The organism is Arthrobacter sp. 35W, assembly GCF_000482545.1.
In the GTDB taxonomy this organism is placed as follows: domain Bacteria; phylum Actinomycetota; class Actinomycetes; order Actinomycetales; family Micrococcaceae; genus Specibacter.
This window is the reverse complement of the sequence record NZ_KI519454.1, coordinates 2,304,804-2,327,079: the sequence shown is the minus strand read 5'-3', so window position 1 is coordinate 2,327,079 and position 22,276 is coordinate 2,304,804. Positions and strand designations below refer to the sequence as shown.

17 protein-coding genes and 3 tRNA genes are annotated in these 22,276 nt (G+C 66.9%); 13 read left to right on the top strand and 7 right to left on the bottom strand.

Annotated features, from left to right (window positions below):
• The first annotated feature begins 361 nt into the window (after positions 1-361).
• The 6 genes from K254_RS0110350 to K254_RS24820 all read left to right on the top strand — a co-directional run bounded on the left by K254_RS0110350 (position 362) and on the right by K254_RS24820 (position 8,425).
• A complete protein-coding gene (locus tag K254_RS0110350) occupies positions 362-2,239 on the top strand; it encodes an acetolactate synthase large subunit (RefSeq protein WP_026555303.1) in 1,878 nt (625 codons plus the stop codon).
• A 2-nt stretch (positions 2,240-2,241) separates the two neighbouring features.
• A complete protein-coding gene (gene ilvN, locus K254_RS0110345; protein ID WP_026555302.1) occupies positions 2,242-2,754 on the top strand; it encodes an acetolactate synthase small subunit in 513 nt (170 codons plus the stop codon).
• Between the two features lie 92 nt (positions 2,755-2,846).
• Entirely contained in the window at positions 2,847-3,872 is a 1,026-nt protein-coding gene (gene ilvC, locus K254_RS0110340; RefSeq protein ID WP_026555301.1) for a ketol-acid reductoisomerase, read from the top strand.
• Positions 3,873-4,085: 213 nt separating this feature from the next.
• Positions 4,086-5,681 carry a phosphoglycerate dehydrogenase gene (serA, locus tag K254_RS0110335; RefSeq protein ID WP_026555300.1) on the top strand — a complete coding sequence of 532 codons (1,596 nt, stop codon included), beginning with the start codon at positions 4,086-4,088 and terminating at the stop codon, positions 5,679-5,681.
• Between the two features lie 106 nt (positions 5,682-5,787).
• Positions 5,788-7,347, top strand: a complete 1,560-nt coding sequence (metG, locus tag K254_RS0110330; protein ID WP_026555299.1) for a methionine--tRNA ligase — start codon at positions 5,788-5,790, stop codon at positions 7,345-7,347.
• Positions 7,348-7,492: 145 nt separating this feature from the next.
• Positions 7,493-8,425: a hypothetical protein gene (locus K254_RS24820; protein ID WP_026555298.1), complete on the top strand. Its 933-nt coding sequence runs from the start codon at positions 7,493-7,495 to the stop codon at positions 8,423-8,425.
• Positions 8,426-8,535: 110 nt separating this feature from the next.
• Here K254_RS24820 and K254_RS0110320 read toward each other — a convergent pair whose 3' ends face one another.
• The 7 genes from K254_RS0110320 to K254_RS0110290 all read right to left on the bottom strand — a co-directional run bounded on the left by K254_RS0110320 (position 8,536) and on the right by K254_RS0110290 (position 16,277).
• Entirely contained in the window at positions 8,536-11,040 is a 2,505-nt protein-coding gene (locus K254_RS0110320; RefSeq protein WP_026555297.1) for an ABC transporter permease, read from the bottom strand.
• Positions 11,041-11,042: 2 nt separating this feature from the next.
• The gene (locus K254_RS0110315; RefSeq protein ID WP_026555296.1) at positions 11,043-11,804 is read right to left on the bottom strand and encodes an ABC transporter ATP-binding protein; all 762 of its coding nucleotides are present in this window, start codon (positions 11,802-11,804) and stop codon (positions 11,043-11,045) included.
• 115 nt (positions 11,805-11,919) lie between these two features.
• Positions 11,920-12,645 (bottom strand): response regulator, encoded by a 726-nt coding sequence (locus K254_RS0110310; protein ID WP_026555295.1) that lies wholly within the window; start codon positions 12,643-12,645, stop codon positions 11,920-11,922.
• 1 nt (position 12,646) lies between these two features.
• Complete coding sequence (locus K254_RS0110305) at positions 12,647-13,840, bottom strand: sensor histidine kinase (protein ID WP_442853046.1); 1,194 nt, start codon at positions 13,838-13,840, stop codon at positions 12,647-12,649.
• A gap of 54 nt (positions 13,841-13,894) precedes the next feature.
• Positions 13,895-15,163 carry an MFS transporter gene (locus tag K254_RS0110300; RefSeq protein WP_051389046.1) on the bottom strand — a complete coding sequence of 423 codons (1,269 nt, stop codon included), beginning with the start codon at positions 15,161-15,163 and terminating at the stop codon, positions 13,895-13,897.
• The gene (locus tag K254_RS0110295; RefSeq protein ID WP_026555292.1) at positions 15,160-15,735 is read right to left on the bottom strand and encodes a TetR/AcrR family transcriptional regulator; all 576 of its coding nucleotides are present in this window, start codon (positions 15,733-15,735) and stop codon (positions 15,160-15,162) included. The genes K254_RS0110300 and K254_RS0110295 overlap by 4 nt, the downstream gene beginning before the upstream one ends.
• Positions 15,732-16,277 (bottom strand): sugar O-acetyltransferase, encoded by a 546-nt coding sequence (locus K254_RS0110290; RefSeq protein WP_231391858.1) that lies wholly within the window; start codon positions 16,275-16,277, stop codon positions 15,732-15,734. The genes K254_RS0110295 and K254_RS0110290 overlap by 4 nt, the downstream gene beginning before the upstream one ends.
• 176 nt (positions 16,278-16,453) lie before the next feature.
• Between K254_RS0110290 and K254_RS0110285 the strand changes: the two genes are divergently transcribed.
• From K254_RS0110285 to K254_RS0110255, 7 genes are all read left to right on the top strand, one after another.
• Entirely contained in the window at positions 16,454-17,506 is a 1,053-nt protein-coding gene (locus tag K254_RS0110285; protein WP_026555290.1) for a 3-isopropylmalate dehydrogenase, read from the top strand.
• A 102-nt stretch (positions 17,507-17,608) separates the two neighbouring features.
• Complete coding sequence (locus tag K254_RS0110280; protein ID WP_026555289.1) at positions 17,609-18,721, top strand: branched-chain amino acid aminotransferase; 1,113 nt, start codon at positions 17,609-17,611, stop codon at positions 18,719-18,721.
• 135 nt (positions 18,722-18,856) lie between these two features.
• Complete coding sequence (locus K254_RS0110275) at positions 18,857-19,633, top strand: fumarylacetoacetate hydrolase family protein (RefSeq protein ID WP_026555288.1); 777 nt, start codon at positions 18,857-18,859, stop codon at positions 19,631-19,633.
• A 131-nt stretch (positions 19,634-19,764) separates the two neighbouring features.
• On the top strand, positions 19,765-21,264 hold the full coding sequence (gltX, locus tag K254_RS0110270) for a glutamate--tRNA ligase (protein WP_026555287.1): 1,500 nt from the start codon (positions 19,765-19,767) through the stop codon (positions 21,262-21,264).
• A gap of 449 nt (positions 21,265-21,713) precedes the next feature.
• Positions 21,714-21,785: transfer RNA gene (locus K254_RS0110265), tRNA-Gln, on the top strand.
• 38 nt (positions 21,786-21,823) lie between these two features.
• A tRNA-Glu gene (locus K254_RS0110260) sits at positions 21,824-21,896 on the top strand.
• 236 nt (positions 21,897-22,132) lie between these two features.
• Positions 22,133-22,208, top strand: a tRNA-Glu gene (locus K254_RS0110255).
• Positions 22,209-22,276 lie beyond the last annotated feature (68 nt).

Sequence of the window (22,276 nt, the reverse complement as noted above, 5' to 3'; positions counted from 1 at the left end):
GGGTGACCACGTTGTGGACATTGCTGTCCAATATGTGAGACGGAGGCTCGGCCGTTTGACACTGCCGAGACCCAAAAGGAAAACTACAGATATGCAACTGAAACTCGTAGTCGTCATTAGCTAGCGCGTGACGTAAGGTAATCCACAAGATTACGTCTCTCTGGCACAAACCAGACCGAACTACGCTCACGCGCAACCCCTCCGGATGCCTCACCGGCTGAGGGGTTTTTTTGTTTCCAACACCAGCGGCAACTCACTTGCACTTGAACCCTGAACGACGACGTCACTGAACTTGAACGAGCCCCGAACTTAAAGAACACAAACTAATACGTGAACCTGAGTTCCACTAAGGAAGAATCCGATGAGTAAAGGATCGCCCGCCAGCCCCTCGCTGCTGGCAGCTAAGTCTCCTGGCCATGCCAGCCCCGCTGCCGGCAGTGCCGCAGCAACTGGCGCCACCGCTGTTGTTGGTCCCAATAATGTAGTAGCCCCGATCCAGATGACTGGGTCCGAGGCCATTGTCCGCTCGCTTGAAGAGCTCGGTGTCAAGGACATCTTCGGCCTTCCCGGTGGCGCAATCCTGCCCACCTACGACCCGCTGATGGCCTCCAGCATGAACCACATCCTGGTCCGCCACGAGCAGGGCGCCGGCCACGCCGCCCAGGGCTACGCCCAGGTCACCGGTCTGGTGGGCGTCTGCATCGCCACCTCCGGCCCCGGCGCCACCAACCTGGTCACCCCGATCATGGACGCCCACATGGACTCCGTCCCCCTGGTCGCCATCACCGGACAGGTCTCCAGCGGCGTCATCGGCACCGATGCCTTCCAGGAAGCCGACATCGTGGGCATCACCATGCCCATCACCAAGCACTCCTTCCTGGTGACGGACCCCAACGATATTCCGCACGTCATGGCGGAGGCCTTCTACCTGGCCTCCACCGGCCGCCCCGGCCCCGTGCTGGTGGACGTCGCCAAGGATGCCCAGCAGGGCCAGATGACGTTCTCCTGGCCGCCGGTCATCGACCTGCCCGGCTACCGCCCGGTGTTCCGCGGCCACTCCAAGCAGCTCCGCGAGGCGGCCCGGCTCATCGCCGAGGCCAAGAAGCCGGTGCTGTACGTGGGCGGCGGCGTCAGCAAGGCCCATGCCTCCAAGGAACTGATGGCACTGGCCGAGTTGACCGGTGCCCCGGTCACTACCACGCTGATGGCCCGCGGTGTCTTCCCGGACTCGCACCCGCAGCACGTGGGCATGCCCGGCATGCACGGTTCAGTCTCCGCCGTCACCGCGCTGCAGCAGGCGGATCTGCTGATCACCCTGGGCGCCCGCTTCGACGACCGCGTCACCGGTGTGCTGTCCACCTTTGCCCCGAACGCCAAGGTCATCCACGCGGACATCGATCCGGCCGAGATCTCCAAGAACCGCATCGCGGACGTGCCGATCGTTGGCTCGGTCAAGGAAATCATTCCTGACCTGACCGCCGCCGTGAAGGCCGAGTTCGAGGCCAAGGGCACCCCCGACCTGGGCGACTGGTGGGCCTTCCTGAACAACCTTAAGGAAACCTACCCGCTGGGTTGGACAGAGCCCGAAGACGGCCTGATGTCCCCGCAGCGCGTGATCTCCCGCATCGGTGCCCTGACAGGCCCCGAGGGCGTCTACGTTGCCGGCGTGGGCCAGCACCAGATGTGGGCTGCGCAGTTTGTGAAGTACGAGCGCCCCCACGCCTGGCTGAACTCCGGCGGTGCCGGCACCATGGGGTACTCGGTGCCCGCAGCCATGGGTGCCAAGGTGGGCAACCCGGACCGCGTGGTCTGGGCCATCGACGGCGACGGCTGCTTCCAGATGACCAACCAGGAACTGGCCACCTGCGCCTTGAACAACATTCCGATCAAGGTTGCCATCATCAACAACTCCTCCCTGGGCATGGTCCGCCAGTGGCAGACCCTCTTCTACGAGGGCCGCTACTCCAACACGGACCTGAACACCGGCCATGACACCGTCCGCATTCCGGACTTCGTCAAGATGGCCGACGCGTACGGCTGCGTCGGTCTGCGCTGCGAGCGTGCCGAGGACCTGGACGCGACCATTGAGGCCGCCCTGGCCATCAATGACCGCCCCGTGGTGATCGACTTCGTCGTCAGCCCCGACTCGATGGTGTGGCCGATGGTGCCCGCCGGTGTGAGCAATGACCAGATTCAGGTAGCCCGGAACATGACTCCGGTGTGGGACGAGGAGGACTAGACATGACGCGGCATACACTTTCCGTTCTGGTTGAAGACAAGCCCGGTGTGCTGACCCGTGTGGCCAGCCTCTTTGCCCGCCGCGCCTTCAACATTAATTCTTTGGCCGTTGGCCCCACCGAGGTCCCCGGGATTTCCCGGATGACCGTGGTGGTCGACGCCGAGGGCGACCTGATCGAACAGGTCACCAAACAGCTCAACAAGTTGATCAATGTGATCAAGATTGTTGAACTGGTCTCAGAAAATTCCGTGCAACGGGACCACATCCTGGTCAAGGTACGTGCGGACGCCGCAACAAGGCTGCAGGTCACCCAAGCCGCAGACCTGTTCCGTGCTTCGGTTGTCGACGTGTCCACAGACTCGTTGACCATTGAAGCCACCGGCCACCCGGAGAAGCTCACAGCACTGCTCAATGTGCTGGAGCCGTTCGGCGTTCGTGAGATTGTGCAATCCGGCACCTTGGCCATTGGACGGGGATCCCGTTCCATGAGCGACCGGGCACTTCGCGCTTCCTAAGCGCTTTCCCGCAGTATCCACGGCCCGTGCGGTGGGTGGGAAAACTAAATGCAAAAACTTAGCAGTACAAACCATTTAATGAGGAGTTACAAGTGACCGACATGTTTTACGACGACGATGCCGACCTGTCCATCATCCAGGGTCGCAAGGTCGCCGTTATCGGCTACGGCAGCCAGGGCCACGCCCACGCGCTGAACCTGCGCGATTCCGGCGTCGACGTCCGCGTCGGCCTGAAGGAAGGCTCCAAGTCCCGCGCCAAGGCCGAGGCCGAGGGCCTGCGCGTCCTCAGCGTTGCCGAGGCTACGGCCGAAGCCGACCTGATCATGATCCTGACCCCGGACCAGGTCCAGCGCTTCGTCTACGCCGAGGACATCGCCCCGAACCTGAAGTCGGGCGACGCCCTGTTCTTCGGCCACGGCTTCAACATCCGCTTCGGCTACATCACCCCGCCGGCCGACGTCGACGTCGCCCTGGTTGCCCCGAAGGCTCCGGGCCACACCGTGCGCCGCGAATTCGAAGCCGGCCGAGGCATCCCGGACCTGATCGCCATCGAGCAGGACTTCACCGGCGGCGCCAAGGAACTGGCACTGGCCTACGCCAAGGCCATCGGCGGCACCCGTGCCGGCGTCATCGAGACCACCTTCACCGAAGAGACCGAGACCGACCTGTTCGGCGAGCAGGCTGTGCTCTGCGGCGGCGCTTCGCAGCTGGTCCAGTACGGCTTCGAGACCCTGACCGAAGCCGGCTACAAGCCGGAGATCGCCTACTTCGAGGTCCTGCACGAGCTCAAGCTCATCGTTGACCTGATGTGGGAGGGCGGCATTGCCAAGCAGCGCTGGAGCGTCTCCGACACCGCTGAGTACGGCGACTACGTCTCCGGCCCGCGCGTCATCACCCCGGACGTCAAGGAGAACATGAAGGCTGTTCTCGCCGACATCCAGAGTGGTGCCTTCGCCAAGCGCTTCATCGACGACCAGGATGCCGGAGCCCCCGAGTTCCTGGCCCTGCGCGCCAAGGGCGAAGCCCACCCGATCGAGGCCACCGGCCGCGAACTGCGCAAGCTGTTCTCCTGGATCAGCAACAGCGACGACTACACCGAAGGCTCCGTCGCCCGCTAATCCCCACTTGCCGGCCCGGAAAATCGCTGGCGCGATTTTTCGGGAACCTGGCAAGCGTGGGCCCAGCGTTGACGGCACTTGGGGGCGCCGTCGTCGTAGGTCTTCTTTTACGGCGGGGAAGCCGGACTCCACTAGGCTGGAGTCCGGCTTTTCTGTCGAAAACCATTCACCAAAATCCCCACCAGAATTAAACGAGAGCTAAAGAGGTCACCGGTGACAACCGCCAAGCCAGTTGTACTCCTTGCAGAGGAACTTTCCCCCGCCACGATCGAGGCCCTCGGCCCCGATTTTGAGATCCGCAATTGCGACGGAGCGGACCGATCCCAGCTGCTCTCCGCCATCGTGGACGTCGACGCCATCCTCGTGCGCTCCGCCACGCAGGTCGACGCCGAGGCCATTGCCGCCGCCAAGAACCTGAAGGTCATTGCTCGTGCAGGCGTTGGCCTGGACAACGTTGACATCAAGGCCGCCACGCAGGCCGGCGTCATGGTGGTCAACGCCCCGACGTCCAACATTGTCTCCGCCGCCGAACTCACCGTCGGCCACATCCTCTCCCTGGCCCGCCACATCCCGGCCGCCAGCACCGCCCTGAAGCACGGCGAGTGGAAGCGCTCCAAGTACACCGGCACCGAACTGCTGGAGAAGAAGCTTGGCATCATCGGCCTGGGCCGCATCGGCGCCCTGATCGCCGCCCGCGCCCAGGGCTTCGAAATGGAAATCCTGGCGTACGACCCCTACGTAACATCCGCGCGCGCAGCGCAATTGGGCGTGAAGTTGGTCACCCTGGACGAGCTGCTGGAGCAGAGCGACTTCATCACCATCCACATGCCCAAGACCCCCGAGACGGTCGGCATGATCGGCACCGAGGCCTTCAAGAAGATGAAGTCCTCCGCCTACATCATCAACGTTGCCCGTGGTGGCCTGGTGGACGAGGATGCGCTGTACACGGCCCTGACCACCGGTGAGATCGCTGGCGCCGGCATCGACGTCTTCGTCAAGGAGCCGGCGAAGGATGTTGCCTTCCTGGCCCTGGACAACGTTGTTGCCACCCCGCACCTGGGTGCCTCCACCGACGAGGCCCAGGAAAAGGCCGGCGTCTCCGTCGCCAAGTCCGTGCGTCTGGCCCTGGCCGGCGAGCTGGTCCCCGACGCCGTGAACGTTGCCGGCGGCGTCATCGCCACCGACGTCCGCCCGGGCATCCCGCTGATCGAGAAGCTGGGCCGGATCTTCACCGCGCTGACCCACGACTCCGTCACCCAGATCGACGTCGAGGTTGCCGGCGAGATTGCCGCCCTGGACGTCAAGGCCCTGGAGCTCTCCGCCCTGAAGGGTGTCTTCAAGGACGTTGTCTCCGAGCAGGTCTCCTACGTCAACGCGCCGATCCTGGCCGAGCAGCGCGGCATCAACACCCGCCTGATCAAGACCACCGAGTCTGCCGACTACCGCAACGTGCTCACCGTGCGCGGCGCCCTGTCCGATGGCTCGACGGTGTCCGTCTCCGGTACGTTGACCGGCCCGAAGCAGATCCAGAAGATTGTGGCCGTCAATGGCTACGACCTCGAGATCCCCGTCAGCGACCACCTGCTGGTCATCTCCTACGCGGACCGTCCCGGCGTCATCGGTACGCTCGGCCGCCTGCTGGGCGAGAACGGCATCAACATCGCCGGCATGCAGGTTGCCCGCAACACCGTCGGCGGCCAGGCACTGTCCCTGCTGACCGTGGACAGCTCCGTGCCGCAGGCCGTGCTGGATGCCATCAAGGCCGAAATCGGCGCCACCATGGCCCGCGAGGTCGACCTGGAGGACTAACCCTTCAGTCTTGGAACGACGACGGCGACCCCGCCACAACGGGGCCGTCGTCGTCGTTTAACCACTGAAATGCGCGTTTGTGGCGCGGACGGGGTAATTTCTTAAGGTGACATCTTCTGCAGGCAAGACGCCTTTCTACATCACCACGGCCATCACCTACCCCAACGGCGTGCCCCACATCGGCCACGCCTACGAGTACATTGCCACCGACGCAATGGCCCGCTTCATGCGGTTGGACGGGCACGACGTGATGTTCTTGACCGGCACGGACGAGCACGGCATGAAAATTGCCCAGACGGCCGAGAAGGAAGGCATCACGCCCAAGGAGCTCGTGGACCGCAACGCGGAGGTCTACAAGGCCGCCCACGCCGCCCTGGACATCTCCTACGACCGCTTCATCCGCACCACCGACGCCGACCACTACGCCGCCTCGAAGGCCATCTGGACCAAGATGGAAGAGGCCGGCGACATCTACCTCGGCAAGTACGAGGGCTGGTACTCCGTCCGCGACGAGGCCTTCTATGGCGAGGATGAGACCGAGGAGCGCGCGGACGGCAAGCGCTACTCCAAGGTCACCGACACCGAGCTGACCTGGACGGAGGAGGAGAGCTACTTCTTCCGCCTCTCCAACTACCAGGACAAGCTGCTGGCGCTCTACGAGGAGCACCCGGACTTCGGCGCGCCGCGCAGCCGCTTCAACGAGGTCATCAGCTTCGTCAAGGGCGGCCTCGAGGACCTCTCCATCTCCCGCACCACCTTCGACTGGGGCGTTCCGGTCCCTGGCAACGACAAGCACGTCATGTACGTGTGGGTCGATGCCCTGACCAACTACCTCACCGGCGTGGGCTACCCGGACACCGAGGCCGCGAGCTTCAAGAAGTTCTGGCCGGCCGACGTCCACGTGATCGGCAAGGACATCTCCCGCTTCCACGCCGTGTACTGGCCCGCATTCCTCATGTCCGCCGGGCTGGAACTGCCCAAGCGTGTGATGATCCACGGCTTCCTGCACAACAACGGCGTCAAGATGTCCAAGTCCCTGGGCAATGTCGTCGCCCCTGCCGACTGGGTTGCGCAGTACGGCCTGGACCAGGTGCGTTTCTTCCTGTTGCGCGAGGTGCCCTTCGGTGCCGACGGCTCCTACAACCACGACGCCGTCGTCGGCCGGATGAACTCCGACCTGGCCAACAACCTGGGCAACCTGGCCCAGCGGTCGCTGTCCATGGTGGCCAAGAACTGCGGCGCTGCTGTGCCCACTCCGGGTGAGCTGACGGTGGCGGACAAGACGATCCTTGAGGCCGCCGGCGCGCTGCTGGAGCTCTCACGGACCGCATACGCCAAGCAGGACTTCCACCGCTCGCTGGAGCAGATCTGGACAGTGCTGGGCGACACCAACGCCTACTTCGCCGACCAGGCGCCGTGGGTGCTGCGCAAGACGGACCTGGCCCGCATGGAGACCGTGCTGTACGTGACCCTCGAGGTGCTGCGCATGGTGTCCCTGCTGGTGCAGCCGGTGATGCCCGGTGCCGCCGCGAAGCTGCTGGATGTGCTCGGCCAGGATGCCGGCACCCGCCAGTTCACCGACTTCGGCACCGCCCTGGTTCCGGGCACGGCGCTGCCCGCTCCGACGCCGATCTTCCCCAAGTACGAGGAGCCCGCCGAGGCCTAGGCCCCGGGAGTTTCGCTGTCCCCTGGATCGACCCAGCAGCAGTGGCGGCTTCGCTTGAACTGAAGCCGCCACTGCTGCTGGGTCGATTTTTTGCATCCTGTGGACAACGTCTGCAGCCCAAGCCGGAACGGTCCACAATGGCAGCATGCCCAGGACTTCGCCCCTTCCGGAACCGATCAACGGGAGATCGTTCACCGTTGAGCAGGCCCGCCTGTTGGGCGTGCGGCGCAGCCGGATCCGGGCCCGGGATCTTCGATCGCCAAGCCGCGCGATACGCGTTCCGGCGGGGGTGGAGCAGACGATGGCCGACAGGGTGCGGCCCTACACCCAATTGGGCACCGACGTCGTCGCCAGCCACACCACTGCGGCACTGCTGCACGGGATTCCCCTTCCGGGCTGGGCCCGGCGGACCGCGCAGCTCCATCTGACCCCCGCTGACAACGGACCTCAGCCCCGGCGGCGCGGCGTTGCCGGGCACCAGGCTTCTCTGGACCAGGAGGATAGGACGCTGGTGGGCGGGGTCCCTGCCACGGCACTGGCCAGAACGTGGTTGGATCTTGCACCATGGCTGGCATTGGACGACCTGGTTGCGGCGGCGGACCATCTGGTGTGTGAGCATCGGCACGGTGACAGAACGGACCGGGAGGCTCGGCTGCCGCTGCCCGAGCTTCGGGACTATGTTGCCAGTGCCCGCGGCGTGCGGGGATTGGCCAAGGCCCGGACGGCATTGGAGCTGGTGCGCGTGGGCGTTGACTCGGTTCCAGAGACCAAGATGCGCCTCATCCTCGCTCGTGCAGGCCTGCCCGAGTTTGTTCCCGACTTTCCCGTGATGGCTGAATCCGGTGGAGACACAGTCTGGGCGGACCTGGGCTGCAGCAAATACAGAGTGTGTGGTGAATATGAAGGCGGCCATCACGCAACGCCCAAGCAGCAAGCGTTCGATCGGCGGCGGGATGCCCTGACGGCCGAGCGAGGCTGGCTGCAAGTCAAAATCTTCAACGCGGACATGCGTCTTGGTGAGCAGTGGGTGGCCGGGCATTTCATCCAAGCGCTCTCCTCCCGCGGCTGGCCAGGGTGATGCCACCGCCCACAAGAATCGACCCAGCAGTTGTGGCGGCTTGGGTTGAACTGAAGCCGCCACAACTGCTGGGTCGATTCGAGGGACGGGGGGATTTGAACCCCCGGTCCCTACTCCGCGGCCAGGCCGGCCACGGGGGAGAGGCGTGCGGCGCGGTGTGCGGGCACCACCGAGGCCAGCAGGCCGGCCACTGCGGCAACCCCTACCACCAGGCCGATCTGGGCCCACGGGATGGTGGCCGTGACGGCGGCGAAGGAGCCCAGGGCGGACTGCGCACCCACCCAGCCGTAGACCACGCCCAGGACGGAGCCCAGAATGGCTGCCACGGCGGCGATCAGCACCGCCTCCAGGGCCAGCATTCCCCGCAGCTGGCCGCGGGTCAGGCCGAGGGCCCGCAGCAGCGAATTCTCCCGGGTCCGCTCCAGCACCGACAGCGAGAGCGTGTTGGCCACGCCGATCAGTGCGATCAGCACCGCGATGGCCAGCAGGCCAGTGACCACCATGAGAAGTACATCGATCACCTGGTTGAACGTGGCCTTTTCAATGGCGCCGCCCTGCACCTGGTATTCATTCACACCCAGGGCCGAGGAAATCTGCTGGCGCAGGCCAAGAAGATCGCCCTGGCTGATGTCGGGGTTTAGGCCAACCCACAGGGTGGGGGCGTCGGCAACCTCGGAGGAGGTGCTGCCGGGGGCCAAAGCGGGCAGCGTGTCCAATGACACCAGGGCCGGGAACTCGCCGCTGGTGGCCGTCGCCACGGGCAGCGTGGTTGTGGCGGAGCCGGCGGAGACGCCCAGGGAGGTTGCCTTGGTGCCCTTGGGCATCAGGAGCGTTCCGTGCGTGGGCCGGTTCCCGGCGTTCACCAGCAGGGCCGCGGCATCGGCGTCGGAGATCCCATAGACGGTCTGCGGGTAGCCGGACTGCTCCACCGAGCCCACTACCGACAGTTGGCCCACCGCGCGGACTCCGCCCAGGGCTCGCACGGCGTCCAGCTGGGCCGGCGTGAACCCGGCGGCGCCGTCGGGCCCTGGATTGGCCGTGACCGCCACGTCCACCGGGTACCTGCCGTCCAGGGAGGAATCGAAGGCCGTGCGCGCCGTGGCTGCACCGGTCATCATCATGGTCACCAGCGTGACGCCGATCAGCAGGGCCGACGCCGTGGCGGTGGTCCGGCCGGGGTTGCGCACAGCATTGACGGCGGCCAGCCTGCCGGGGACGCCGGCGGGTGAGGCCAGCTTTCCGGCCGCTGCCACCACCCGGGGGATGAACAGGCTGGCTGCCATCAGGAAGCCGACGAACGATGCCGCGCCGGAGGGAAGTGCCACCAGCAGCTGCGAGGTGAGGCCACCCACCACCAGCCCCACCGTGCCCAGCAGCATGAGGACGACGCCGCAGACCAGGCGGACCTGGCCGCGGGAGTTCTTCAGCGAGGCGTCGTCGGCCGGACGCAGGGCGGCCAGAGGGGCGACGGCGGTGGCGGCGCGGGCGGGGGCCAGCGCGGCCAGCACCGTCAGGGCGATGCCCACCAGCAGGCCGGTGAGAACCGCCGCCGGCGGCACGGCCAGCGTGGCGAAGCCATAGGCGGGGTTCTGGGCGAGCACGGCGATCAGGATGGACATGCCACCGGCGGCAAGAGCCACACCGGCAATCGAGGCCACAGTGCCCACCACAAGAGCCTCCAGCAGCACCGATCGGTGGATCTGGCGGCGGTCAGCGCCCACGCAGCGCAGCAGTGCCAGTTCGCGGGTCCGCTGGGCCACCAGCACGGAAAAGGTGTTGGAGACCACCAGGGCGGACACCAGCAGGGCGATGGCGGCAAAGGCCAGCAGCACGATCGTCAAATGGTCCGAGCCGCCGGTGAAGCTGCTCACCAGCTCTTTGGTCCGCTCATCGGCGGTCAGCACGGAGGCCGTGGTGGTGCCGGCGGCCGCAAGCGCTGTGGTGATGGCGGTCTTGGCTGCTGCCACATCCGTGCCGTGGGCCAGGTCGACGGTGATCCGGTTGAAGGCGGCGGGGCCTCCGGCCAGCTGCGCAACCATGTCCGCCGGGGCGAGGAATTGTGACTGGCTGGACATCATCGGGTCGCTCGTGGCGGCCAGCAGGCCGCTGACGACGGCGGACACGGCCGGGGTCTGCCCGGCCCCGGGCGCTCCAGCGGCGCGCAGCGAGATGGTGCTGCCCACGGCGAGCTTGTTGCGGGCGGCCGTGGCGGAGTCGACGGCGATCTGCCCGGCCGCCGTGGGCCAGGCGCCTGATTCGAGCTTGTCGCTCTGCAGGGCGTCGCTGGCGGGCATGTTGCGCACGAGACCGGAGACGACGGCGCTTCCCGTGCCGGCCTGGACGTACGCCAACTCCTGGGCGTAGGTGCCCTGGACGCCGGCGGCACCGGCAACCGCGTCGGCCGCCCTGCGGTCCAGCGGGCTGCCATCGGTGGGGGAGACCACCAGGTCTGCCGTGCCAAAGGACTGGCCGATGCTGGCCCGCAGCGAGGCCTGCGCCGAGGCGTTGACGGTGAGGGTGGCGGTCAGGAAGGCCACGGCCAAAATGACGGCCAGCGCGATGGCGATGAACCGCCGGGAATGGGTTTTGAGCTGCCCCAGGGCTACTGTCAGCACGGCTACGCCCCCAGCTTGGACAGGGCGGCCAGCACCGAATCGGCGGTGGGGTTGTCCAGCTCGCCCACCAGTTCGCCGTCACTCATCAACACCACGCGGTCCGCATAGGAGGCGGCCACGGGATCGTGGGTGACCATGATGATGCTCTGGCCCATTTCCTGGGTGCTGCGGCGCAGCATGCCCAGAACCTCCGCGCCGGAGCGCGAGTCCAGATTGCCGGTGGGCTCATCGCCGAAGATCACCTGCGGGCGCGTCAGCAGGGCGCGGGCCACTGCCACACGCTGCTGCTGGCCGCCGGAGAGCTCGTGCGGCTTGTGGGCCAGCCGGTCCGTCAGGCCCAGGGTGGTGGTGATGAAATCGAACCACTCCTTGTCCACGGTGCCCGCGGCGAGCTGGACGGGCAGAGTGATGTTGGCCCCGGCCGTCAGCGTGGGGACCAGATTGAAGGCCTGGAAAACGAAACCGATCTGATCGCGGCGCAGCTGGGTGAGCGCCTTGTCATTGAGCGTGGTGATCTCGGTGCCGCCGATGTGGATGGTGCCGGCGGTGGCCGTGTCCAGCCCGGCCAGGCAGTGCATGAGGGTGGATTTGCCCGAGCCGGACGGACCCATGATGGCCGTGAATTTTCCGGCGGGGAAGGAAATGTCGATGCCCTTCAGGGCAGCCACCTCCGTCTCGCCCTTTCCATAGGTCTTGCGAAGCCCCCGGGCTGTAACCGCGTCCTGGGTCTGGATTCTCGAAGTGTGCGTAGTGGAAGTGATCATGGTTCCACGCTATGTGCGCACTCCGGTCCGGCGGATCGGCTCAGGGGTGGATTCAACGGTGCTGCCGGGCGGCGGATCTCCTACCTGGGGATGAGCCGGGCCTCAGCCCAGTCCCTCAGCTGGGGCTGACGACGCCGGTCTCGTAGGCGATGACCACCACCTGGACCCTGTCGCGGGCGCCGAGTTTGGCCAGAATGTGGCCCACATGCGTCTTCACGGTGGCCTCGGAGACAAAGAGCGCCGCGGCGATCTCCGGGTTGGACAGGCCCTGGGCAATCAGGCCGAAGACCTCGCGCTCGCGGGCGGTCAGGCTCTCCACAGCTGCGGCGTGGGCGTCCTTGGCGGGGCTGGGCGCCGTGAGCAGCGGCGCCACATGGTCCAGCAGCCGCCGCGTGGTGGAGGGGGCGATGACGGCGTCGCCGCGGTGCACGGTGCGGATGGCCTCCAGCAGCTCCTCCGGCGGGGCATCCTTGAGCAGGAAGCCGCTGGCACCGGCCTGGATGGCTGCCAGGGCGTACTCATCCAGATCAAAGGTGGTGAGCACCACGATCTTCAGCTCCGCCAGCCAGGATCCGGGGACGGCACTGCGCGTGCGTTCCATCAGCCGGCGCGTGGTTTCGATGCCGTCCATGCCAGGCATCCGCACGTCCATGAGCACCACATCGGCGGCCGTGCCGGCGAGCGCGGCCAGCGCCTCGATGCCGTTGCCGGCCTGCGCCACCACCGACAGGTCGCTCTGGCTGTTGATGAGCATGCTGAAGCCGTGGCGGACCAGTTGCTGGTCGTCCACGAGTGCCACGCGGATGGGCTGGACGGGGTCGGTGCTGGGGGAAAGGCTCATCTCAGGCTTCCGAGTAGGGAATGAAGGCGGCGACGGCGAACCCGCCGCCGGCGCGTGGTTTGGCGTGCAGTTCACCATCGTAGAGCTTGACGCGTTCGCTCATGCCGCGCAGGCCGTTGCCGCCGCCGGGCACGGGTTTGCTGTCCAGTGGGTAGGCCGCGGCGCCGCGGCCGTCGTCCTCGACAGACACGCGCAGCCCGCGGCCGTTCCAGTCCAGGGCCACGCTGGCGGTGGCGTTCGGTCCGGCATGTTTGAGCACATTGGTCAGCCCCTCCTGGACCACCCGGTAGACGGTCAGTTCGGCACCGGCCGGCAGCCGCCGTCGTGCCGCACCTCCCACCGCGTACGCCACGTCCAAGCCCAGGGCGCGGACGCTCAGCAACAGCTCGTCGATGTCGCCCAGTCCCGGCAGTGGGCGGGTGGAGGCCTCGTCGGCACCGCGCAGCACGCCCAGCAGCCGGCGCATCTCCTGCAGCGAGCTGCGCCCGGTGTCGGAGATGGTCTTCAGCGTGGTGATGGCGACCTCGGGATCGGCGGCGGCGGCGTAGCGGGCGCCGTCGGCCTGGGTGATGATGACGGACAGTGAGTGGGCCACGATGTCGTGCATTTCCCGGGCAATGTGGGCGCGTTCATCGGAGGCGGCCAGGGCGCGCTCCTGCTGCTGCTCGATCTCCAGCCGGTGCGCCCGTCCCTCCAGCGCCTCCTCGCGCAGCCGCCGGGTGCGGGTCAGATCGCCCAGCGTCCAGGCAAAGAGGACCAGGAACCACAGCATCACCACCAGCAGCGCGGCGTAGGGCAGGCTGGCGATCGTCTCCATGGTCATGTCGGTGTAGAAGCGGGTGACCAGCAGGATGGCCCCAAGCAGCGCCAGCGCAAGCCCGCCGATGCTGGCCCAGCGCGGACCGTAGGCGGCCAGGGCGTAGACCACCAGCACGACGGCGACATCGGCTGGCAGCGGCTGGATCCCCGTGCCCCACTGGAACAGGGCGACGGCGGCGATGATGATCCCGGCCATGGTCGGCCGGGTGCGCCGCCACGCCAGCGGAACCACCAGCAGCGTGCCCACGACGCCGGCAACGACGTCGCCGCTGGCCAGGGCAAAGCCGGCGGCCAGCAGCCAGAGCACGGACATGGCCGCGAAGTCCACGGCGAAGCGGTGCCGCCGGAACCATTCGTAGAGGGAATGCATCACCATTCCAACGACTCTATGCCGGATTCACCCTCCGGCGGATCGGCCCGTGGGTGGAGATCAGCGCTTGCGTCCGGCCAGCACGGGGGAGAGCAGGAGCACCATCACGCCGGCCAGTGGAACCACCAGCAGTCCGGTCTGCAGGTTGGTGGCATCGGCCACGGCGCCCACGATCGGCGGGGAGAGCAGGAAGCCCAGGCGCATCAGCCAGCTCACTACGGTCAGACCCGTACCCGGCTTGAGGCCGGGCAGTTCATCGGCGGCGTGCATGGCCGCGGGGACCAGCGTGGCCACGCCCAGCCCGGCCGCGCCGAAGCCGATGATGGTCGCGGGAATGCTGGGCATCAGCAGCGCAGTGCCCATGCCCAGCACCACCAGGATGCCGCCGGCCTGGGCGACGGCGCGCTGGCCGAAGCGGTCCACCAGCCTGTCGCCCACCAGGCGGCCGGCGAACTGGGCTCCGGTCAGGGCCACGAACCCCAGGGCTGCGACGGACGCCGTGGCGCCGAGGGTCGTGGAGAGGTAGACGGCGGACCAGGAGCTGCCCGCATCCTCGACCAGGGCGCCGGAGGCGGCCAGCAGCACCAGGGCGGCCAGCACGGCCCAGCGGGTGGCGGAGCCCAGCGTGCGCGCCGGCTGCAGGACGCCGTGGGCCGCTTGGCCCTCGACCGTTCCAGGTATTTCGACGGCGGCACCGGCATTCCCCTGCGGGGCATCCGACCCGGGGAGCAGGAACCGGTAGGCCACCAGCGCGACGGCGGCGAACAGGGCCGCAGCAATCCCCATATGTACACCCCGGGACAGATCCAGGCCGGCTGCTGCGGCGCCCATGAGGCCTCCGAGCACGGCACCGATGCTCCAGATGGCGTGGAAGGAATTGAGGATGGAGCGCCTGTAGAGGCGTTGGACGCGCAGCGCGTGGGAGTTCTGGGCGACGTCGGTCAGCGCGTCCATGGCACCGGCCAGGAACAGCGCCGCAGCCAGCAGGGCCCAGCTGGGCGCCAGCCCCGCGGCCAGCAGCCCCAGGCTGGTGAGCAGCGTGCCGGCCACTGCCACCACGGCGGAGCGGAAGCGGCGGATCAGCACGCCCGCGGCCAATCCGGCCAGCAAGGCGCCCAGCGGGAAGGCCGCCACGGCCAGGCCAAACTCGGCGTTGGACAGGGCCAGCCCCTCCTTGATCGCCGGGTAGCGGGGGAGCAGGTTGGCAAAGAGCGCGCCATTGGTCAGGAACAGCAGGGCCACGCCGAGGCGCGCACGGCGCAGTGTGTCCGGGACTGCCGGGGTGGATGCGGGCGCGGGCGCGTTGCCGGTCGTCAGGGGGCTGCTCATGGGATGGTCGCGATTCTCTTCACGGCCTCGACGACCGTTTGCGTGGACAGGGGATTGAGGGCAAGCGAGCGGTGGATGGTGAGGCCTTCGATGAGGGCATCGACCATGGTGGCCGTCTCCGGATCGAAGTGGCGCTGCAGGGCGTCGCGGCTGCGGGCCATCCACGCATCGGTGACCCGGCGCATGTCGGGGCGCCGGGCGGCCAGGGAGTACAGCTCGTGGGTGAGCACCACCGCACGGTCGTTGCCCAGCATCTCGGAGGTGATGAGTCCGACGACGGCGTCCACGGCCTCCTCACGGGTGGCGGCGGCGGACAGGGCAGCTTCAAAACCGTCAGCCGTCTGGTTGGCCAGAAGAGTGAAGGCCGCGGCCAGCAAGTCCTCGATGCCCTTGAAGTGGTAGGTCATGGACCCCAGCGGGACGTCTGCCGCCTGGGCCACCCTGCGGTGCGTGGTGCCGGCGATGCCGTGTTCGGCGATGACATCCAGCGCGACGGCGATGATCCGTTCCCTGCGGTCCGGGTCGCTGCGGCGGGCCCTGGACTGTCCCGGTGCCGCGTCCTTGGCCGTCACAGCGTGCGGATGACGCGGGCCGGATTGCCCACCGCGACGACGTTGGCCGGCAGATCCCTGGTGACCACGGCACCGGCGCCGACGACGGTGTTCTCGCCAATGCTGACGCCGGGCAGCACGATGACCCCGCCGCCGAGCCACACATTGTTCCCAATGCTGATGGGTTCCGCGGCCTCCAGCTTGTCCCGGCGTGGCCCAGGTTCGACCGGGTGCGTGGGGGTGAGCAGCTGCACGCCCGGGCCGATCTGGACATCGTCGCCGATGGTGATGGGGGCGACGTCCAGGGCGGTGAAGTTGAAGTTGATGAACGTGCGGTCACCGATGCTCAGATAGCTGCCGTAGTCCACATACAGGGGCGGGCGGATTTCAGAGTCCTCGCCAAGGGAGCCCAGCAGCTCCGCCAGCACCTGGACGGCGGCCGGGCGGTCCGTGGCCCAGCTGCTGTTGTACCGTTCCGCAAGCTCCATCGCCCGGGCACTGTCCGCCGCCAGCTCGGCGTCGTCGGCGATGTACAGCGCGCCGGCGAGCATGCGCTCGCGCATCGACCGGTCATCGCCGGCAAAGTAGTCTTCCACGAAATCTCCATCCATCGGGCTATGCGTACAAATGTACACATAAACGGTGTCCGGCGGCAGGGGTGGATGCCGGCACCTATGGAAGGGTCCGCATTTTGAGATGATTTGCCCATCATGTGGATACCTTGGCTAGGCTGAAATGCATGAGCGCATCCATCGATATTGCAGTTATTCCCGGCGACGGCATTGGCCCCGAGGTCATCGCGGAGGCCGTCAAGGTTCTGCGCAAGGCCACAGCAGAGCAGAACGTTGAGCTGAAGCTCACCGACTACGCCCTTGGTGCCGAGCACTGGCTGGCCACCGGGGAGACGCTGCCGGAGTCCACGCTGGCTGCCCTGCGCGGCCACGACGCCATCCTCTTCGGTGCCGTCGGCGCCGCACCGGGGGACACCCGCATCCCCTCCGGGCTGATCGAACGCGAGATGCTGCTCAAGCTGCGCTTCAGCCTGGACCACTATGTGAACCTGCGTCCGTCCCGCCTGTACGACGGCGTTGCCAGCCCGCTGGCCAACCCGGGCAGCATCGATTTTGTGGTGGTCCGCGAGGGCACCGAGGGTCCGTACGTCGGCAACGGCGGCGTGCTGCGCAAGGGCACGCCCCACGAGATCGCCACCGAGGTCTCCGTCAACACGGCCTTCGGTGTGGAGCGCCTGGTCCGCGACGGCTTCCGCCGCGCCGCCGCCCGCCCCCGCAAGAAGCTCACCTACGTGCACAAGCACAATGTGCTGGTGCACGCCGGCCACCTGTGGAAGCGCACCGTCGAGGCCGTCTCCGCGGAGTTCCCCGACGTCGCCGTGGACTATCTGCACGTCGATGCCGCCATGATCTTCCTGGTGACGGACCCCGCGCGCTTTGACGTGATCGTCACCGACAACCTGTTCGGCGACATCATCACCGACCTGGCCGCCGCCGTCACCGGTGGCATCGGCCTGGCCGCGTCGGGCAACATCAACATGGACCGCACGGCGCCGTCCATGTTCGAACCGGTCCACGGCTCGGCCCCGGACATCGCGGGCCAGCAGAAGGCAGATCCGACGGCGGCCATCCTCTCCGCTGCCCTCCTGCTGGACCACCTCGGCTACGGTGAGGCGGCAGCGCGCATTGACGCCGCCGTCGTCGCCGATATTGCCACCCGCAGCGCCGACGCACCGCGCACCACCAGCGAAATCGGCAACGCAATCACAGCAGCCCTCTAGTCCGCCCGCCGCCCGCGCTGGGCGGCGGCTGGGCAGGAGTACGCTGATCCTAATAGAGTGAGTGCACCGTAACTGAAACGGGCACAACAATGTGGAGGAACCATGACCCAGAGCGCAACTGAACTGGCGTTTGCGCAGCAGCTTTCGGCCCACCCCAAGACTGAGGCCGAGCGGGCCGCCATTCTGGCCAACCCGGGCTTTGGGGACCACTTCACCGACCACACCGCAGTGGTGGACTACGTGGTGGATGCCGAGGGCAACGGCGGCTGGCAGAATGCCCGCATCGAGCCCTACGGCCCCATCTCCCTGGACCCGGCGGCCAGCGTGCTGCACTACGGCCAGGAGATCTTCGAGGGTCTGAAGGCCTACCGCCACGCAGATGGCTCGGTCTGGACGTTCCGCCCCGAGGCCAACGCCGCCCGGTTGAACAAGTCCGCGGCCCGTCTGGCGCTGCCGCAGCTGCCGGAGCAGGTCTTCCTGGATGCCGTCAAGGGCCTTGTCGAGGTGGACGCCAACTGGGTTCCCTCCGGCGACGGCGAGAGCCTGTACCTGCGTCCGTTCATGATCGCCACCGAGGCGTTCCTGGGTGTGCGGGCGGCCCGCGAGGTCTCCTTCCGCGTGATCGCCTCCCCGGCCGGCAACTACTTCGGCGGCGAGCTCAAGCCCGTGTCCATCTGGATCTCGCACGAGTACGCCCGCGCAGGCCGCGGCGGCACCGGCTCCGCCAAATGCGGCGGCAACTACGCCGCCTCGCTGGTTCCGCAGCTGGAGGCCGAGGCCAACGGCTGCAAGCAGGTGCTGTTCCTGGATCCGTTCAATGACAACGCCGTGGAAGAGCTCGGCGGCATGAACGTCTTCTTCGTCTTCAAGGACGGCACCGTTGTCACCCCGGCACTCAGCGGCACCATCCTGGAGGGCGTCACGCGCTCCTCGATCATCGCGCTGGCGAAGGACCGCGGCCTGACGGTCCAGGAACGCAAGATCACCCTGGACGAGTGGCGCGACGGCATTGCCTCCGGCGACATCGCCGAGGTCTTCGCCTGCGGCACCGCCGCCGTGATCACCCCGATCGGCATGCTCAAGGACGCCAACGAGCAGATCGGCTCCGCGGACGCCAAGCCGGGCCCCGTCACGATGAGCATCCGCGAGCAGCTGCTGGGCATCCAGACCGGAACGGTCGAGGACACCCACGGCTGGCTGACCCGACTGGTCTAGCCACCGCACCTCAAACCGCTCCACACCCGCTTGGCGGGTGTGGAGCGGTTTTTTGGTGGGGCCTCGACGAAATACGGGCGTAAAGGTCGCCGCTGCTTTAAGGGCTGTAGTGGCATTCCCGCTAGAGTGGCAGGCATGCGTATTGCCCGATTTGTAGTCGATTCTGATCCCATGTACGGCGTCGTAGAGGGGGAGTCCGGCAGTGAAGTCATTACTGTCATCAAGGGTGACCCGTTCTTCAATGGCGTAGAACGTACCTCCATCAAGTTCAACCTCGAGGATGTCCGCCTGGTGGCGCCGATCATCCCGCGCAGCAAGATCATCGGCGTCGGCCGCAACTTTGCCGAGCACGCCCGTGAGCTGGGCAACGAGGTGCCCGAAGCACCGCTGCTGTTCCTCAAGCCCAACACCTCCGTGATCGGCCCGGGCGAGCCCATTGTGCTCCCCGAGTTCTCCGAGGAGGTCTCCTACGAGGCCGAGCTGTGTGTGGTCATCGGCCGCATCTGCAAGGACGTTCCCGAGGACCGCGTCCACGAGGTCATCTTCGGCTACACCTGTGGCAACGACCTCACCGCCCGAGACGTGCAGGAGAAGGACCAGCAGTGGGCCCGTGCCAAGGGCTTTGACACCGCGGCTCCGCTGGGTCCGTGGATCGAAACGGACCTTGACCCCGAAGACCTCTCGATCAAGGGCTGGCTCAACGGTGAGCTGCGCCAGGACGGCACCACAGCGCAGATGGTCCGCGGGGTCCCGGAGCTGGTCTCCCTCATCTCGCGCGCCTTCACCCTGCTGCCCGGCGACGTCATCATGACCGGCACGCCCGCCGGTGTGGACATCCTCGCCGACGGCGACCGGTACGAGGTCGAGGTCGAGGGGATCGGGCGCCTGTCCAACCCCGTGGTCCGCCGCTAACAGCGGGTTTCTGCAGGAACCTTGACGGGCGGGCGCTGCCAACTTCGGTTGGCGGCGCCCGCCCGTTCCCGTTTCCCCGCCGTCGTTCAGTGCCCTATTGGGCGCAGGTGGTGGCTAAACTGGAAAGCATCATGACTACTGCTGCCGCAATCCCCACTGTCAACGACGAGACGCCGGTCCGCGTCCGTTTCTGCCCCTCGCCCACCGGAACCCCGCACGTCGGGTTGATCCGCACGGCCCTGTTCAACTGGGCCTACGCCCGGCACACCGGCGGAAAGATGGTGTTCCGCATTGAGGACACCGACGCCGCCCGTGACAGCGAGGAGAGCTACCACCAGCTGCTTGACGCCCTGAAGTGGCTCGGCCTGGACTGGGACGAGGGTGTGGAGGTGGGTGGCCCGCATGAGCCGTACCGCCAGTCCCAGCGTTCAGACATCTACCAGGGCGTCATCGCCAAGCTGGTGGAGGGTGGATTCGCCTACGAGTCCTACTCGTCCCCCGAAGAAGTGGAGGCCCGCCACAAGGCCGCCGGCCGCGACGTCAAGCTCGGCTACGACAACTTCGACCGCGACCTGTCCGCGGAGCAGATTGCCGGGTTCAAGGCCGAGGGCCGCCAGCCTGCCCTGCGCCTGCGCATGCCGGACGAGGACATCACCTTCACCGACCTGGTTCGGGGCGAGATCACCTTCAAGGCAGGATCAGTCCCGGATTACGCGATCGTCCGCCCCAACGGCGCCCCGCTGTACACACTGGTCAACCCGGTCGACGACGCCCTGATGGGCATCACGCACGTTCTCCGCGGCGAAGACCTGCTCAGCTCCACGCCGCGCCAGGTGGCCCTGTACCAGGCGCTCATCGCCGTCGGCGTGGCCGAGTACATGCCGCTCTTCGGCCACCTGCCCTACGTGATGGGGGCCGGCAACAAGAAGCTGTCCAAGCGCGATCCGGAATCGAACCTGTTCCTGCACCGGGACCGCGGCTTCATCCCCGAGGGCCTGCTGAACTACCTCTCCCTGCTGGGCTGGTCGATGTCCGCCGACGAGGACATCTTCACGGTGGAGCAGCTCATCGCCAGCTTCGACATCCACAACGTGCTGGGCAACCCGGCCCGCTTCGACGTCAAGAAGGCCGAGGCCATCAACGGCACGCACGTGCGCATGCTTGAGGCCACCGACTTCCGCAACCGCCTGGTGCCGTACCTGCAGGCCGCCGGTGTGCTGCCGGCCGAGCCCACGGCCCGCCAGGAGGAAATCCTGACCGAGGCCGCCCCGCTGGTCCAGGAGCGCATCACGCTGCTGGGCGAGGCCCCGGAGATGATCAGCTTCCTGTTCAAGGCGGACGACGCCGTGGACGTGGCCGACGACGCCCGCAAGGGCCTGCCGGAGAACCTCACCGAGGTGCTGGATGCCGCTCTGGCCGCCCTGGAGTCCGTGGCCGAGTGGACCGCCGAGAACCTCCAGGCCGCGCTGAAGCAGGCGCTGGTGGAGGATCTGGGCATCAAGCCGCGCCTGGCCTTCGGTCCGGTCCGCACGGCCATCTCCGGCCGCCGCATCTCCCCGCCGCTGTTCGAGTCCATGGTGATCCTGGGCAAGGATTCCTCGCTGACGCGCCTGAAGGCCTTCCGCGGCTAATCCCCAAACGCTCCCCAAACTCGCAAGTCCCCTGTCGCTCCCGTTGTTCGCACGCTCGCAACGGGCCCCTCGCGACAGGGGGCCCACGGTCGGGGGCCCTCGCGTTTGTGGGCCCACCACCGCAACTGTCCCGCACTAAACGCCCACTTGGAGCTCCAAGCAAGCGTTGTCTGCGGGACAGTTGGCGTTTAAGCGCGACGGCGGGAGGCCGGCGATGCGGGAGGGTGGGTGTTCTGCGCCACATCGCCCGGGGCGGAGTGCCCAGCAGAGTGGAGCCGGGCTGCGCTGAGGGGCTGTAGGCCGTGGAATTCCGGGGATTTTGGCCGGTGCGGGGGGCGGTGTCCGGCCGATTTTGTTGTTCGGCCGTTCCTCATGTATAGTTTTATCCCGGCGCAAGGGCCGCTAACGGAACAGGGAAAACCTGAACGGAAGCGTCCATTTAGTGCCATTGGGATATGGTGTAATTGGCAACACTACGGTTTCTGGTACCGTCATTCTAGGTTCGAGTCCTGGTATCCCAGCGCTTGTAAAAGCATGCTTGCAAAAGCAAATGTATTAGGGCCCCATCGTATAGCGGCCTAGTACGCTGCCCTCTCACGGCGGTAACGCGGGTTCGAATCCCGCTGGGGTCACAAAGAAAGCCTCCGGAATCAATTGATTCCGGAGGCTTTTCCCGTTCCCGGACAATTGCCCCGCTCCGGGCCGTGCCGCATTCCTGCAAGGCCCTCTGGCATCGACCGAGGCACCGCCCGGCCGGGGGAGTGGCGGACAACACACCGCGCCGGGCGGCTTTTGGCGAGCGGGCCCGGAAAATTTCGTGTAAAGTATTTCGAGCTGGCCGAACGAAAGATTGGCCAGCAGGTATTAGGGCCCCATCGTATAGCGGCCTAGTACGCTGCCCTCTCACGGCGGTAACGCGGGTTCGAATCCCGCTGGGGTCACCAAAGAAACCTCCGGAACCACATTGGTTCCGGAGGTTTTGTCGTTAACGCCCCGAAATTCCACCGCGCAC

Coding starts and splice junctions, on each gene's coding strand:
- K254_RS0110350 (WP_026555303.1), top strand. CDS start 362: ATGAGTAAAGGATCGCCCGCCAGCCCCTCGCTGCTGGCAGCTAAGTCT.
- ilvN (WP_026555302.1), top strand. CDS start 2,242: ATGACGCGGCATACACTTTCCGTTCTGGTTGAAGACAAGCCCGGTGTG.
- K254_RS24820 (WP_026555298.1), top strand. CDS start 7,493: ATGCCCAGGACTTCGCCCCTTCCGGAACCGATCAACGGGAGATCGTTC.
- K254_RS0110315 (WP_026555296.1), bottom strand. CDS start 11,804: ATGATCACTTCCACTACGCACACTTCGAGAATCCAGACCCAGGACGCG.
- K254_RS0110310 (WP_026555295.1), bottom strand. CDS start 12,645: ATGAGCCTTTCCCCCAGCACCGACCCCGTCCAGCCCATCCGCGTGGCA.
- K254_RS0110305 (WP_442853046.1), bottom strand. CDS start 13,840: ATGGTGATGCATTCCCTCTACGAATGGTTCCGGCGGCACCGCTTCGCC.
- K254_RS0110300 (WP_051389046.1), bottom strand. CDS start 15,163: ATGAGCAGCCCCCTGACGACCGGCAACGCGCCCGCGCCCGCATCCACC.
- K254_RS0110290 (WP_231391858.1), bottom strand. CDS start 16,277: ATGCGCGAGCGCATGCTCGCCGGCGCGCTGTACATCGCCGACGACGCC.
- K254_RS0110285 (WP_026555290.1), top strand. CDS start 16,454: ATGAGCGCATCCATCGATATTGCAGTTATTCCCGGCGACGGCATTGGC.
- K254_RS0110280 (WP_026555289.1), top strand. CDS start 17,609: ATGACCCAGAGCGCAACTGAACTGGCGTTTGCGCAGCAGCTTTCGGCC.
- K254_RS0110275 (WP_026555288.1), top strand. CDS start 18,857: ATGCGTATTGCCCGATTTGTAGTCGATTCTGATCCCATGTACGGCGTC.
- gltX (WP_026555287.1), top strand. CDS start 19,765: ATGACTACTGCTGCCGCAATCCCCACTGTCAACGACGAGACGCCGGTC.